Here is a 14,704-nt window from a genome sequence, read left to right as displayed (position 1 = left end):
AAACAAGGAGGAAACAGCGAATGCCCCGCCCGATGACGATCACGGAAAAGATACTTGCCGCACATACTGACATGGATGAGGTTACGCCAGGCGAGCTCATTACCTGCCGGCTGGACATCGTCCTGGCAAACGACGTGACCGCGCCTATCGCGATCCGTGAGTTCAGGCGCACGGGCGCCGGTAAGGTCTGGGATCCAGAGAGGGTAGTGCTCGTTCCGGATCACTATACGCCGAATAAAGACATCAAATCAGCCGAGCAGGCGAAGATCATGCGCGATTTCGCGCGCGAGCAATCCATAACCAACTACTTCGAGATCGGGTGCATGGGTGTTGAGCATGCCTTGCTGCCTGAGCAAGGGATAGTGGTGGCCGGAGATGTTATCATCGGCGCTGACTCCCACACCTGCACCTATGGCGCATTGGGCGCCTTTTCCACAGGGGTGGGTAGCACCGACGCTGCTGCCGGAATGGCTATCGGCGAGGCCTGGTTCAAGGTTCCGGCCTCGATCAAGTTCGTGGTTAACGGCGAATTTCAGCCCTGGGTGTGCGGCAAGGACCTCATATTGCACATCATAGGCATGATCGGCGTGGATGGAGCGATATATCAGGCGATGGAGTTCACCGGATCTACCATCGATAGCATGGAGATGGACGATCGGATGACTGTCTGCAACATGGCCATCGAGGCGGGCGCCAAATCCGGGATTATCGCCGTCGACGATATCACGCGTGAGTATCTGACCGGCCGAGCAAAGCGTCCGTGGGTCGAGTATTACTCCGATCCAGACGCCGAATATGCTCGCATCATCGAGATCGACGCATCCGCTCTCAGGCCGACTGTCTCCTTCCCGCATCTGCCGTCCAACACCCGTCTTGCCGAGGAGTCCCGCGATGTCGCGATCGACCAGGTCGTGATCGGCTCGTGCACAAACGGGCGCATCGAGGATCTTAGGATCGCCGCCTCTGTCTTGAAGGGCCGAAAAGTTCATGACAGGGTTCGGCTTATAGTAATTCCGGCGACTCAGCGGATATACCAGCAAGCGATGCACGAAGGACTCTTCGATATCTTCCTGGACGCAAACGCCGCCATCTCGACTCCCACATGCGGTCCGTGTCTGGGTGGCCATATGGGCATTTTAGCTGCGGGCGAACGTGCGGTGGCGACTACCAATCGCAACTTTGTCGGGCGCATGGGAGACCCGACGAGCGAGGTTTACCTGAGCTCTCCCGCGGTTGCCGCCGCAAGCGCTGTGGCCGGACACATTGCCCTGCCTGATGACCTGACATGACAGGTCCACTTCAGTAATCTGCTCCCTGCTCTAGGAATTGGCCATTTACTTGCTGTAGACTTAGCGGCTGGTAATCGCGGCCTGATGACAGGAGATCGCGAGCTCGAATCAATTACTGGTGTGTGACCCAACATGATGGAGGATTTTTGATGCCGGAAGATCCCGTCCAGCAAGGCGACTCTAAGACGCAAGCAAACCGAACTCCTGGCCCGGGCAGGACAAAACGCCCATCTTCAATCTTTGACGACAAAGCCGTTCGCATCATGGCGTTTGTCGCTACGGGAGTATTGATTCTGTTCCTCGTTACCGTAGTGAGCGCATTGCTCACAGGGGTGCTTCAGCAGACCGGACCCAGGACCTTGATGGAAAGAGAGTTGACCGTCACTGGTCAGGCTATCGACGCGGGAACAACCGACGCCAGTGTCTGGGGTCAGCACATAGCGGCGCTCGTCGCTACCGAGCAGTATGCTCGTGCAAGAGCGGCCATCGCGGATGCGCGCGAAAGCGTCGATGACTCGAAAACCGCTGATATCGCTTTAGGGGAGGCGCGTCTGTTGCGAGCACAAGGCGAGTATCAGCAGGCACTTACCGCTGCCGATAAAGCCATCGAGCAGATCGACAAATACTACGAAGCACAAATTGCTCGCGGCGGGGTGGTCGGGCGTGCTGCGGAACTGCAGGGGAAACACGAGAACTACTACACAGCTAAGCTTCTCAAAGCGAAGATTTACGAAGACATGGAAGACTGGGAAGGCGCCCTGGAGTATTACAACCAGTTCATTGAGGGCAACCCCGGAGCTGCCGATATCCTTGTTGATCGCGGAAACGTAAAGCTAAGGCTGGGAGACGAGAGTGGGGCGGAGGCTGATTTCCGCGAGGCGCTGAGATTCGACCCCTACTATCCGAGGGCGCACGATGGACTTGAGAGAATCGGAGCTTCGCAATGAGCGATCTGCCCATTACACTCACACCTGCAGCACCGGCTCCGGCGAAAAAGTCACGCAGGGGCAGGCGAATTTTAGGATTGACCCTCGTCGTGCTCTTTCTCTTGCTCGGGCTCGCTACATTTCTGTTGCTAAGGCTGATCGATCCCCCTGGAGATCCAGTGGCTGAAGCCGATTTGGGTGGTGTCACTTGGGTGCGATCCATATATGGAATGAGCTTGGCCCCGGAAGATCAGTTTCTCCGTACCGCGTCGGCTGTTCCCGGCCCGGACGGCTCGATATATATCATCGACTCTCAGCACCGCGCGGTTATGAGATTCACTCCTGATGGCAGGTTCATTGAGATGTTCAGGGGACCCGAAGATGATCCGCTGATCTCTCCATCGCGTATGACGGTTAGCTCTGATGGCCTTATGTATATAGTAGAGACGCAGCAAGACAGGGTCAGGGTACTTGACTCGGCCGGAAACGATGCGGGCTCCTTCAATATCCCCAGACCCGTTTCTGTGGCTGTCAGCGATGACAGGATTGTGGTCGGATCGATAATGGGTTTTGCGATATTGGATAAAGAGGGTAGTCCCATCGAGATTATCGGCTCAAGAGGCCAAGCAGACTATCAGTTCGACTATGTTCACGGTGTTGCAATTGCGGAGAACGGTAATATCTTTGTCGCCGACTCATTCAACAATCGTCTTAGCGCTTATGACGCGGATGGAAACCGGCTTTGGATCGTACGTACCGGCATGCCCGGCAACCAGGCCGATATGGAGGATGGTCGCCTTACGGTAAGAGAGGCCGAGGATCAGGTGCTCAAGGGTCAGGATGCCTTGCAGTTGCCGTTGGGCATCACTCTCGATGGTGCGGGACGCATCGTGGTAGCCGATATGTTCGAATGCACTTTAGCGGTCTTCAACGCCGAGGACGGTTCGTTTGTTGGCAAGTTTGGCAACGTGGGAGCCGAAGACGGAAAGTTTTTCTACCCGACAAGTGTCAGTTACGATCCTCAGCGGGATTGGTTTACGGTTGCCGATAGCCTGAACAGCAGGGCGCAGATCGTAAGGATTCCGGGATCATCCGGAGGTGGCGATCTGGTAGCAGCTGCGAACAGGGCGCTTACCGGCCCGGTTCGAGCGTGTGCGATACCGCTTGCGCTCGTCATAATGGCTCTGGCAGTCTTCCTTATCAGCAGGGCGCGCAAGAAGAAGCAGAAAGATGCGTTGACCACCTCCTGAGGGGCTGCAGGGGTATGGACAACGTGTGGAGTTTTGAGTATTCTGTGAAGAGTACAGTTTACTTAATGTAGGCTGTCTAAGAATTGGCTCGCGAACCCTGATATTGGGGTCGCACCAAAATCTAAACTTGGGAATGGAGGTGTAGCTAATGAAACAAGTAATTTCACGTACATTTGGTACAAAAGGAGGTATGGTGAATCGCAAAAGAAGTATTCTGTTTGTCGCGTTGACGGTCGCCCTTGTCTTTGCTTTCGCGGCTTCCGCATACGCATACCTGGCTCCAACCCGGGCCAGGACTTTCAACTGGATGACTGATTACTACACTTGGGGAACCCCGATAGGAAGCGGCGTGGCCGGAGGCATTACAATTGCAGAGATTGGCGCTAACCCGGCCAACCCTGGAGTTCACGCCAACTATCTGGCAAACACCGCCAAGTGCGGTATCTGCCACTCGGTTCACCGAGCCAGAGGTGATGGAGTCAAGCTGCTCAATGCTCAATTCGGTACGTGTGCTGGCTGTCATATGACTGGTTCTACAGTTACGAACGTAGTTATTAACTGGGCGTCAGGTGGTCCGCACTCTTCAGGTAACCCCGCATTGTGTCTCAACCGGGCGTGCCATATGAACAACCCGCATGGCGCCGGTGGTTCACAGTACACGATTGTGGCTGAGAAGCTGCTCAATCCTTACACGGACTCCATGTTTACCACAGCGCTCGCCAACCCCGTCTCTTCGGGTATAACCGTGGCCGCGCTGGATGGTGCCGTTTGGCCTGACTCCACCGAGTCAGCTGTTCGCACAGGATACAACTGCAACATCTGCCATTCCTCCACGATGCTTGCGGTAGTCGGAAGCTGGACTGTTGAGGGTGAGACACGGTGGTGGGCGGAAGATCGTCATGCCAACATAGCCGCGACTCAGACCGCTCAGGTTCAAAAGACTGGACATCCAACTATAGGCTCTACGGCTGCTACGAGCAGAGCGGGTGTCCCGATCGCGTGGGCTCCGGTCTCTGACTGCGAGAGCTGCCACGACCAGACAGATGCCGCGACATGGTCCGGTTTTACCTTCCCGCACGGACAGACTCCGGTTGGTGCAAGCAATTTGCCGGCGGGTAGGTCCTTGCTGTGGATGGGTTGGTCCGGCGGCGTAGGACAGCCTCTGAGCCGCATCGAAAATGATCAAATGAAGGCATTCGACGGCAACTGCCTCAAGTGCCATCGTAACACTGCTGGTGATGCTGGTGTCGGTGTGACCTACTAGCATTCAGACGCATGAACTGTTTACGGCTGTAACCTTTATGGTTGTAAGCAGAAGTGGGGGCCGGTCTCACGTATGTGGGACCGGCCCCAATGTCAGGAGCCGGTCGTACTCTACGCGAAGGTGTTGATTCGTGATTAAGTGGCCCGTATTGAGCGACAAGAACAAGCTGTGGATGTGGCTTGTTGTTGTCGCTCCCTTTACGTTGGCGCTCTTTGCGGGCACCTACCATTACATGGCATTTCCATCATGCCTTTCATGCCATCAGCAGGAGTCCTTCGTAAACGCCACAGCCGCCTCTCCACACTCCGAAGTCGATTGCGCGTCTTGCCATATCCCGCGCGGCGTTATTGGTAGAGTTGAATTCGGAGCTCAGCATCTCGCCAACGTTGTTTTCTCTCGCCCTTACGGCGCGAGGGATTTGAGTTATGTCAGTAACTCTGCCTGCTTGGGCTGCCACGAAGAAGTGGTGGAGGCGCGGCTGACGAATAACGGGATCAGAATCGAGCATGCATACTGTGCGGTCGAAACGGATTGCGCCGAGTGTCACTCGACGGTAGCTCATGGGGCGCAGATATCCTGGGTGCGTACCTATTCGATGGATACATGCCTGACGTGCCATGTCGCACAAGCGGCTATGGATTGCGCGATGTGTCACGAGGGTCGGTCCAGGGAGGATCGCATTACCTCAGGGACGTTTGCTGTCACTCACGGTGAGCGATGGGAACAGACGCATGGCATGGGAGACTCCACGACGTGCGTGGCCTGTCACACGGCCGCTTCTTGTGATACTTGCCATGGGGTCGGAACTCCCCATAGCCCTAACTTCGTTCGAGCGCACTCGGATTACGCGCTAAGCCCTGAGGCACAGTGCACCGACTGCCATCAGCAGCGCTTCTGCGACGATTGTCATGGGACGGAAATGCCTCATACAGGCGAATTCGTTCGGACACACGCACAGCCAGCGCAAGAGGATGAGCGGTCTTGTAATCGCTGTCATTTACAGGCTGACTGCAATCTTTGCCATGACGCGCATGTACATCCCGGAGGCGCGATCGGAACGCTGCCGGACGAGGGAGGGGGTCGATGATGCCCGGAGGCGAATTGGGGCTGGAAAATGTCGGCGCTCTGCTCCTCACGTTGCTACTTGATCCTATCTCCGATCTTGCGGCTGCCCTGCTTCTATACGCGATCATCGGGACACTCCTTGCGATACTGCTCGTCATTGCGATCATGTTTGTTGCCTCCGGCGATGACCAGGAGGATGAAGAGCTTGAGCCAGATGCCGACCAGGCGGTAGCCTCGCCTGACCTGGTAGTTGAGGAGGTGAACCAGGACTCTCCCGCGCCCATCTCGGCGAAAAAATCCTACGTGCCTTTACGGCAAAGGCTTGCGAGTGCCGGGATCTTTTTGCTCTTTTTTGGCGGAGTCTGGATGGTTACAGGCTATACGACATCGGTTTCGTTCGTCTGTACCGGCTGTCATGTCGAGAGCGTGCATACGATTTCGGATGTGGCTGAGGATCCGCACGAGGGGGTCACCTGTGTTGCTTGCCATGAGCCTGGAGGTGTTCTGGCAAGGGTGACCACGGAACTCCCATCGCGCTCTTTGCATATCTTCGGCGCACTTACCGGTTTTGTGGACTACGACTACTATGGCAGGGTTACGCAGTCGGCCTGTCGCACCTGTCACTCTGCTGAAATTGCTGCAGATACCTTCAACGAGCGGCGCGGCATCAGAATGTCTCACGATGAACCTTTAGAGGCAGGGGCTGCCTGTCTTGATTGTCACACTCTCTACGACGGGGTTGTCGCCAGTCACAGTGCGGGGATGGCGCCGTGCTTGCGCTGTCACAACCAAGTGATCGCATCGAGTGATTGTGCGGTCTGTCATGAGGGAGACCCGGCCGCCTCGGCCAGCGTTCCCGCCACGTTCCAGCCCGCAGCGTTAGTTCAGGAGCTTCGATGTGGTGGATGCCACAACGAAGTGAGGGACTGCGATCCTTGCCATGGACTCAGGTTGCCGCATTCGAACGAGTTCAAGCTGTATGCGCATGCTCGCCAGGCGGCGGTGGATTTCTGGACCGGTGACGGTCGTCTTTGCCAGCCGTGTCATACGGAGACGAGACGCCCATGCACCCAATGTCACGGACAGATGCTTGGAGTTGGGCATCCGCCTTCGCTGATGAGTGATCATCAGGGCGCGGATGAGGCAGCGTGTGATACCTGCCATCAACAGTGGGCCTACTCTGCCCAGCGGGACTTTTGTCTAGATGTGTGTCATACAGAGGCCGCTTACCGGTATAGTCCTCGGTAGGAGGTTTTATCGATGTCAGGCATCCAGGGTAGTCCAATCTTGAGCTCACGCTGGATGTTTGGTGCCCTGATTTTGCTTGCGTTTCTCTCTCCCGGCGCTTGGCTTATCACCAATCTTCCTCCAGTGCCGATCGCCAAGGCGCTCAACCTTTTGACTGTCGCGCTCTGGCTTATCGCGTTAGGCCTAGGTGTTGTCGCCACCACCAGGCTGGATAGGCGTCTTTCTCTGGGAGTTGCAGCCGTTTTAGTTGCGATCGCGATCTCGTGGCTCGGCGCAGGCAGCCTGTTTGCGGCTTTTTTCTACGATCTTTACGCGAATATGCCACTCGTGCAGTGGCTCGCTTTCCCTGCGATGTTTCTGTTGGCGGCCAGACTCCTGCTTGATGAAAGTGAGATGAAATCTTCCCTTTTGGTAGTTGTGTGCGTCGCCGCGCTCCTATCGGCGATCGTTGCCTATCAGCAGATAACGACAGCGACGATCAGGGTTTTTGGCTCGACGGGGTACAGCACAACGGCGCTGATGCCGCTGATACCCATCGCTGTCGCTATCGCGTCTCGAACAGTGGGAGCGACGCGTCTGGTAATGTATGCCTCGGCGTTGGTGATCGGCATCGGGGCGGGGGTGTTTTCCGGCTCGACGATGGGGCTTTTGAGCGTTGTGTTCTCGGTCGCGCTGGCGGTATTCGTTCATCCGGCGATCTTGCACGGGGCGGGAGGTGTGTTTCGAGCTCTTCGCGCTTCAGCGATGCTTGTCGCTCTCTTGCTGGCTTCAGCCCTGATTTTCGCGCAAGTTCCCGCGCTTAGCGCAAGGTTTGTCGACTTTCATGCGCTGGCTGCTGGGGACGGAAATATGCTTTCGCGAGTTCACATGTGGCAGGGCGCACAGGAGATGCTTCTCGACCGACCGCTGACTGGCTTTGGCCCAAGTGGATATCGTGTGGCCGCCGTGGAGTACCTTCCGCCCGAAGCGTTTCAGCACATTCCCGATCGACCCGACAGCATAGATCCGACGGTGTATAGCCCTCAGTCGCCTCACTCGATCATCTGGGAGATCACCACGCGACTGGGACTCCTCGGGCTTATAGCTTTTATGGGGCTTTTCGCGGTTTGGGCGCTGGTGCTAAGGGAGAAGTTGAAGGTGCCCGACTCGGCTGCAACTTTGCGGCTCGGGCTCGCGGCTGGGTTTCTCTCGGCTCTCTTTGCGTTGCTTGTCAATCCGGTGATCTTCGCGATCGGCCTTTTTGCTCCGGTTATGGCCGGGCTCGCGGTCGCCCCGTTGGCGTCGGCGGAAGCTGAAAATCCGGTGCGGAAGCGAAACCCTGCGCCGGGCGACGCGGGCATATTCGGCCGACTGCGACTCCTGTTTGTCGCTTCCGGCCTGCTAACAGCGATTGTCGCGGTGTGGCTTGGTTATGCCGAGATGCGGCTTACAGCTTTCCATGCTGACGATCCAAGACAAGCGCTTGTCTTTTTCGAGGAAACGCTTGAAAAGATACCCGGTCACCCCCAGGTCCAAAGACAAGCGCTTGAGACGCGTTTGCTTGTCGCTCGCGATGCTGACGAGCATCTTTACGCCCGTCAGGCCGTCGAGCGGGCACCCGAGCACATCGCCGCGTTCGCCCCAAACCTCGTGAGTATCGCGACCCACTCACTTTATCAGGCCCGAAATACCGGCCGTACCGACCTGTCGTGGGAACAAGAGCTGCTCGATACAGCGGCAGCCAGGATTCCGCCCACTCCCGCCCTTGTGGCCGAGCAGCTGCACCTCGCCGTCCTTACCGGCGACCCGGATCGGGTTCTCGAAGCGTTGCCTGATGCCCGTAGGTGGGGTAATTATTATCCCTTCATCGACGATTACTTTGAGCGCGCCGAAGCCCTTATCGGCGATAGGCAGTGACAGATATAAGGAGGATTTGCTTGGAAACTAGAGGTTGTGTTTATGCGGTCATACTCGCTGGTGGTAGCGGTCAGCGGTTCTGGCCGCTCTCGCGTGAGCTGTCCCCAAAGCAAATGCTCACCGTCTTTGGGCACAACTCCCTTATTGTGCAGGCCATACATCGCGTGGACGATTTTGTGGAGCCCGGCGACGTTTTGGTGGTCACAGGCGAGCGGCTCTTCGATGAGTTGAGAAACCACCTCTCTTCTCAGTCGGAAAGTTCGGCGCGCAAGGTCAGATATCTGGTCGAACCGCTTGCGCGCAATACGGCGCCCGCGATCGCCTATGCTGCTGCTACGCTGGAGCTTGCTGACCCGGAAGCGGTTATGATCGTTTCCCCCTCCGATCACCTGCTTGACGCAGGCCAGGAGTGGAAATCGTGCGTGCGCTCGGCCATAGATGCCGCCAGGAGCGGTTTTCTGGTGACTATCGGGATCACCCCGACGGGGCCTGAGACTGGATATGGCTACATCAAGGTCGGCCACCTGTTGCCAGATACTGCGCATGGCACAGAGATCGACCCGACTCTTTCTGCGGGCCCGCGCGGTGAAGCGCTCGCGCATGTGGCGGAGCGCTTCGTCGAGAAGCCCGAGCTCTCGGTCGCGAAGGCGCTTTTGGCCGAAGGGGGCTATCTGTGGAACTCCGGCATCTTTGTGATGCGCGCAGCGCAAGTGCTCGAAGAGATGGATTCTTTCGAGGACACTGCCCCTATCGCTCAAACGGCGCGTTGGCTTGCGCGGCAAAGTGCCGGCGGTTCTCCCGATCTCGATGAGGCTCGTGAGAGGTTCTCGAAGCTCTCGGCCATATCGATAGATCACGCGGTTTTGGAGCGATCCGAAAGCGTCGCGGTTATTCCGGCTTCACTTAAGTGGAGTGACGTGGGCTCCCTGCTTGCGCTAGAGGGTGTCGCAACTCCCGATGAGGGCGGGGTCGTTCGGTCAGGAAGAGGCGTCGATATTGATACCTCTTCGACGATTGTGTACTCGACCGATCGTCTCGTCGCCACCTTGGGGGTAAAGGACCTGCTCGTGATCGACACTGCGGACGCGACCTTGGTGGCCGCCAAGGATCGCGCGCAGGATGTGCGCCTTGTCGTTGATGCGCTATTGGCGCTCAAGGCCGAGGAGGCGGTCTTGCCGAAGGTCAGCCTGCGCCCATGGGGCTCTTGGACGAGCCTTCTGAAGGGTCCAGGCTTTCAAATCAAGCTTCTGGAGATACATGCCGGCGCCAAGCCGAGCTTGCAACGGCATCATCATCGATCCGAGCACTGGATCGTCGTGGCGGGTACCGCGCTTGTGACCCGAGGCGACGAGCGCTTCGAGGTCCACGTCAATGAAAGTGCGTATATACCCATCGGATCGACACACAGGATCGAGAATTGCGGTAAAGTGCCGCTGAAAGTTATCGAGGTTCAGGTGGGCGAGTACCTGGGCGAGGACGATATCGTTCGGATCGAGGACGACTGGAACAGGGAGGTTTAGATATAGTGGGGAAACGTGCGCTAATAACAGGGTTTACCGGGCAGGACGGCTCCTATCTGGCCGAGCTTCTGCTTGAGAAGGGGTATGAGGTTTTTGGCATGGTAAGACGCCTCTCAGCTGAGAACTATGAGAGGGTGGAGCACCTGCTCGACCAGGTCAAGCTCGTCGAAGGTGACCTGCTCGACGAGTACTCGATAATGGATGTTCTGACGAGCACCTCGCCGGGCGAGGTCTACAACCTAGCCGCGCAGTCGTTCGTACCGACCTCCTTTTCGCAGCCGATGCTTACAGCGCAGTACAACGCGTTAGGGCCCTTGCGTTTTCTGGAGGCCATAAGGCGCCTTGCGCCTGACACGCGCTTCTATCAGGCTTCGACCTCAGAGATGTTCGGGCACGTTCGCGAGGTTCCGCAAACCGAGATGACCCCCTTTCATCCGCGCTCACCTTACGGTGTCGCAAAAGCATACGCGCATTTTATTACCGTGAACTATCGCGAGTCTTACGGAATTCATGCCAGCAACGGCATCCTTTTCAATCACGAATCGCCTCGCCGAGGCATGAAGTTCGTCACCAGAAAGATCACCGATGGTGTGGCACGCATCAAGCTGGGGCTCGCGCGCGAGCTTAGGCTCGGTAACCTGGAAGCCAAGAGGGATTGGGGTTTTGCCGGCGACTCTGCAAAAGCCATGTGGCTGATGCTCCAGCATGATGAGCCTGATGACTACGTTGTTGCGATGGGTCACGAGCACTCCGTGCGTGAGTTTTGCGAAATCGCGTTCGCGCGGGTAGGGCTGGATTACCGCGATCATGTTGTGGAGGATCCCGAATTTTGGCGCCCAGCTGAGGTCCACAGGCTTTTGGGCGACTCCACAAAAGCTCGCGATAAGCTGGGCTGGGAGCCAAGGGTTACGTTCGAGGAACTGGTCGCGATGATGGTCGACGCCGACATGGAGCGGCTCGCCAGGCAGCAAGGGTGATCAGTTCGTCAAACAACGGAGGGAGCGATTCGTGAAGGTGCTCTCCGTCAACGCCGCCGTGCTCGGAGGAGGCGCCGAGAAATCCGCCCTGTCACTGCACGAGTCGTATCTGGCCCGTGGCGTTGAGTCCGTACTGGCGGTTGCCAACTATAACGCTGAGGCTGACGGTGTCATGGAGATTCCGCGCGACGCTTACCGAAGCGCCTGGGCGCGAGAGTTGCTTAGAGCTGCTTGGCGAGTGCAGGGTGGGTACACCGCCCGCCCGGGCGTTCGTGCGACGCTTTCCAGGGGCCTTAGGGTCGCCGCAGAGCCGGATCGCTGGCTGCGTGTCGCCCGCGGGCACGAAGATTTCGATTTTCCCTGGACAAAGCACCTGCTCGACCTCAGTCCTTTTTTGCCGGACATCGTTCACCTGCACAACTTGCACGGTGGGTATTTTGATGTCAGGGCACTGCCGGCGATCTCGGCGCAAGTGCCTACCGTGATTACCTTGCACGATACATGGCTGTTGACGGGGCACTGCGCGCAGCCGCTCGAGTGCCTGCGCTGGAAGACAGGATGCGGTTCGTGTCCAGACCTCAAGCGCTACGTTCCTATCAGGGCCGATAAGAGCGCGGAAAATCTCGAAGTGAAGCGTCGCTCGCTGCTTTCAAGCGAAGTGGCGCTGGTAGCTCCATCGCAATGGATGCTTTCGATGGCAGAGAAGGCGGGCTTGCTTACAGAGGGACGCGAGGCCCGCGTCATCTACAACGGCATCGATGCGGAAGGGGTTTTCGTCCCGGGTAACCTCGAGGAGGCCAGGGCGCGCTTGGGTTTGCCAATGGGAAAAAAGATCGCGCTCGTTGTCGCCAAAGGAGCTTTCAGCAATCCCCTCAAGGGCTTCGGTGTGCTCAGCGCGGCGCTTAGTGAGCTTCCCGTCGAAGTTGCAAAGGACCTGCTTGTGCTCGTGCTCGGCGAGGACACGAGTGGGCAGGGAGAGCGCTTTGCAGGCAGCCCGGTCGAGGTAAGGGGCGTGCCATTTGCGAGCGACCCGATGGTGCTCGCCGATTACTACAGGGCTGCCGATGTCTTTGTGAACCCATCGCTCGCCGAGAGTTTTTCTCTCGTAACCGTAGAGGCGATGGCGTGTGGGATACCTGTCATCGCAAGTGATATCGGCGGCATTCCCGAGATCGTGCTCCATGGTAAAACCGGTATTTGTGCCAAGGCCGGCTCCTCGAAAGAGTTCGCTTCCGGTCTGGTGCGGCTTCTTTCCGATGAGGGATTGCGGCGTGAGTATGCCATGGCAGGAGTCAGACGAGTGAAGTCGAAGTTTACGTTAGATAGGCAAGTGGGTTATTATTTAGACTACTTCAGGGAACTTTGCGAAAGGTCTGATTCGAGCAGCGCATCTCACAAGGGGCAGTGAATGAAATGAGGGTGAATCTTCGATATACGCAGCTTGGCTGCTTAATTGCGGCTTTTCTTGGGGCTTGGTTGTGTCTGTCGATCCCCGAAGCCACGGCTTCCACAACAACTCCAAGTATCGGGGTCGAAGAGTGTTGGAGTTGCCACGGACAGACGCTTCACCAAGACAGGATCAGTCAGACGACTTGCTCGATATGCCACGGCAATTTCTCTAATTATGTGGCATGCGAGGCTAGCGGCTGCCATGGTGTTCACAGCGCGGCCTGGCTGGGAGCCGTGTTCGGCCCAGCATTTCACTCGTCGGCCTTTTATCGGGACTGCCTGAGTTGCCATTATAGAGCAGTGCCGCGTCCAAGCAGGTGGATACCTCACGATCCTCCCGCATTTGACGTTCATGTCGTGGCAGACCCAGCACCGCCCCACTCCGTTGCACTTGAAGACGCCCGTCACCAAACCACAAGCTCGCCCCAGTGTGGGCTTTGCCATGATCTTGCGATCACCGCTGAGCACGAAGGGCTTACAACCCGAGCAGGCCAGCCCTTTACCTGTCTTACGTGCCACGCTGGGCCTTCAGGATCAGTTCCAGCCTTTGCTATCTTGCCGGCGGGATCTTCTGGAGTATCAGGGCAGTCTTTATCTGGAGATTCAGGGGAACTCTCAGCTCAGCAAGTCTCGGCGATGAATGTGACTGAGCCTTTCGCCTGTGAGACCTGTCATGTGGGAGCCGGCCACGATGTGCTTCACGACGGAGGGCTAGCACCCTTCCCCGCAAGCTGCAGTGCGTGTCACGTCTCAAACCTTATCCCTGAACACAACGGAGATTGCGCACTTTGCCACGCTCCAAACGTCGATATCACGATATCTACAGCGGTTGCCAATAACGATGTCAGGTGCAACAGCTGCCACCCCGGACTTCACGTAAGGACCTGGGGAGCTCCTGATTACTACGCTCCAGATACAAGGGGAGGTCCTGGCGGCAGAGGCGATTACTTGAGGTGGATCGGGGACAACCCCACATCGCCTGGAGTACACGGAGGATATAAGGCCACAACCGCCAAGTGCGGAGTGTGTCACTCTGTCCACAGGGCAAGAGGGGATGGGATATTCCTTCTAAACACTCAAGATGCCACCTGCACGGGGTGTCACAGGGCTGGGGCTTCCACGGTCACAAACGTCGTTATAACGTGGGAGGCCGGAGGACCTCACGGTTCTGGAGACAATGCCGCTTGCACCTCTATCGGATGTCATCTGAACAACCCGCATGGTGTCGGAGGCTCGCAGTATCAAGTCATCTCTCAGAAGCTTTTGAACCCGGCAACCGATGCTCTGCTTACAACAGCGCTTGCAAGCCCTAATCTTTCAGGCATCACGACAACCGCCCTTTCAGGCACCGTTTGGCCCGATTCAACAGAGTCGATCGTTCGAACCGGATACAACTGCAACCTTTGCCACACCTCCACGATGCTAGCGGTGGTGGGAAGCTGGACCGTTGATGGGGAGACGCGGTGGTGGGCGGAGAATCGCCACCAAAACATAGGTGATCACACGCCTGTATCGAAAACAGGACATCCAACTGTAGGCTCTACTACAGCTACGAGCAGAGCCGGTCTTCCGATCGCATGGGCTCCTGTCACAGATTGCGAAAGCTGCCACGACCAAACCGATAGCTCTACCCGAACAGGCTATACCTTCCCGCACTCACAAACTCCAAGGGGCACTAGTGCCACAGGACCTTCCAGAGCATGGCTTTGGATGAGCTGGGCAGGATCTGTGGGAGCTACAAGGCAACCTGTCGCATCCGAAGAGCAAAAGGCCTTTGACGGCAACTGCCTGAAGTGTCACAGGAGCGCAGAGGCAACAGC

General features: G+C 57.2%; 11 protein-coding genes. All 11 read left to right on the top strand.

Annotated features, from left to right (window positions below; all coding sequences use genetic code 11):
* Positions 1–20 precede the first annotated feature (20 nt).
* Positions 21–1,289, top strand: coding sequence for a 3-isopropylmalate dehydratase large subunit (leuC, locus tag KGZ89_03140; protein MBS3973845.1), 1,269 nt, complete (start codon positions 21–23; stop codon positions 1,287–1,289).
* Between the two features lie 149 nt (positions 1,290–1,438).
* Positions 1,439–2,236: a tetratricopeptide repeat protein gene (locus KGZ89_03135; protein MBS3973844.1), complete on the top strand. Its 798-nt coding sequence runs from the start codon at positions 1,439–1,441 to the stop codon at positions 2,234–2,236.
* The gene (locus KGZ89_03130) at positions 2,233–3,465 is read left to right on the top strand and encodes an NHL repeat-containing protein (protein ID MBS3973843.1); all 1,233 of its coding nucleotides are present in this window, start codon (positions 2,233–2,235) and stop codon (positions 3,463–3,465) included. The genes KGZ89_03135 and KGZ89_03130 overlap by 4 nt, the downstream gene beginning before the upstream one ends.
* Before the next feature lie 193 nt (positions 3,466–3,658).
* Positions 3,659–4,729 carry a hypothetical protein gene (locus KGZ89_03125; GenBank protein MBS3973842.1) on the top strand — a complete coding sequence of 357 codons (1,071 nt, stop codon included), beginning with the start codon at positions 3,659–3,661 and terminating at the stop codon, positions 4,727–4,729.
* Between the two features lie 130 nt (positions 4,730–4,859).
* Complete coding sequence (locus tag KGZ89_03120) at positions 4,860–5,816, top strand: hypothetical protein (GenBank protein ID MBS3973841.1); 957 nt, start codon at positions 4,860–4,862, stop codon at positions 5,814–5,816.
* A complete protein-coding gene (locus KGZ89_03115) occupies positions 5,813–7,042 on the top strand; it encodes a hypothetical protein (GenBank protein MBS3973840.1) in 1,230 nt (409 codons plus the stop codon). The genes KGZ89_03120 and KGZ89_03115 overlap by 4 nt, the downstream gene beginning before the upstream one ends.
* A 12-nt stretch (positions 7,043–7,054) precedes the next feature.
* Positions 7,055–8,938, top strand: a complete 1,884-nt coding sequence (locus KGZ89_03110; GenBank protein ID MBS3973839.1) for an O-antigen ligase family protein — start codon at positions 7,055–7,057, stop codon at positions 8,936–8,938.
* Between the two features lie 20 nt (positions 8,939–8,958).
* On the top strand, positions 8,959–10,458 hold the full coding sequence (locus KGZ89_03105; GenBank protein MBS3973838.1) for a mannose-1-phosphate guanylyltransferase/mannose-6-phosphate isomerase: 1,500 nt from the start codon (positions 8,959–8,961) through the stop codon (positions 10,456–10,458).
* 2 nt (positions 10,459–10,460) lie between these two features.
* Positions 10,461–11,435: a GDP-mannose 4,6-dehydratase gene (gene gmd / locus KGZ89_03100; GenBank protein ID MBS3973837.1), complete on the top strand. Its 975-nt coding sequence runs from the start codon at positions 10,461–10,463 to the stop codon at positions 11,433–11,435.
* A gap of 31 nt (positions 11,436–11,466) precedes the next feature.
* Positions 11,467–12,843: a glycosyltransferase gene (locus KGZ89_03095; GenBank protein ID MBS3973836.1), complete on the top strand. Its 1,377-nt coding sequence runs from the start codon at positions 11,467–11,469 to the stop codon at positions 12,841–12,843.
* Between the two features lie 5 nt (positions 12,844–12,848).
* Positions 12,849–14,704: hypothetical protein (locus KGZ89_03090; GenBank protein MBS3973835.1), on the top strand; the 1,856-nt coding region annotated here is incomplete at its 3' end.

It is taken from the genome of Actinomycetota bacterium (genome assembly GCA_018334075.1).
Lineage (GTDB): Bacteria > Actinomycetota > Coriobacteriia > Anaerosomatales > UBA912 > JAGXSC01.
The sequence above is the reverse complement of the archived record's forward strand: the minus strand, read 5'-3'. Positions and strand labels throughout refer to the sequence as shown.